The organism is Paraburkholderia sp. SIMBA_054 (assembly GCF_046534875.1).
Taxonomy (GTDB): domain Bacteria; phylum Pseudomonadota; class Gammaproteobacteria; order Burkholderiales; family Burkholderiaceae; genus Paraburkholderia; species Paraburkholderia hospita.
Window position 1 is genome coordinate 1 of sequence record NZ_JAWRXV010000322.1, and the last position, 381, is coordinate 381.

A 381-nucleotide genomic window follows, 5' to 3' on the forward strand; every position below is an offset into this window, starting at 1 on the left:
CGTAGCTGGCGGTGGCCTGCCAGGCCTGGTTCTTCAGGTCGGCGCGATCGGCGCCCAGGGCCACCTCCTGCTGCGAGACGATGTACTCGCCGAGGAAGCCGAAACCGTTGTGGTAGTAGTACCCCTGCGGCGACCAGCGCAGGTTGCGGCCATCCGCCGCGACAGTGCTGCGGTAGTTGAAGAACTGCACCTGGCCCGGCGTGCGGTAGCGCGGCAGGAAGTTGTTGCCCACGCCGTCCTTGTCGCCAATGCTGGCGCCGATGGCGAAGCCCAGGCCCGACCATGCGCTGGCATCGTTCTTGAATGGTTCGAAGAACACCCGGCCGGCGTACTCGAATTCGTTGTCCGGGTTGCTGGTGACCGCGTCGCGGCCATCGACCG

Annotated in this window: 1 protein-coding gene; it reads right to left on the reverse strand. The window is 66.4% G+C overall.

Annotated elements, in window-relative coordinates; translation table 11 throughout:
- Positions 1 to 381 (reverse strand): hypothetical protein (locus SB822_RS55305; RefSeq protein ID WP_410858873.1); only part of this gene is annotated, 381 nt, incomplete at both ends.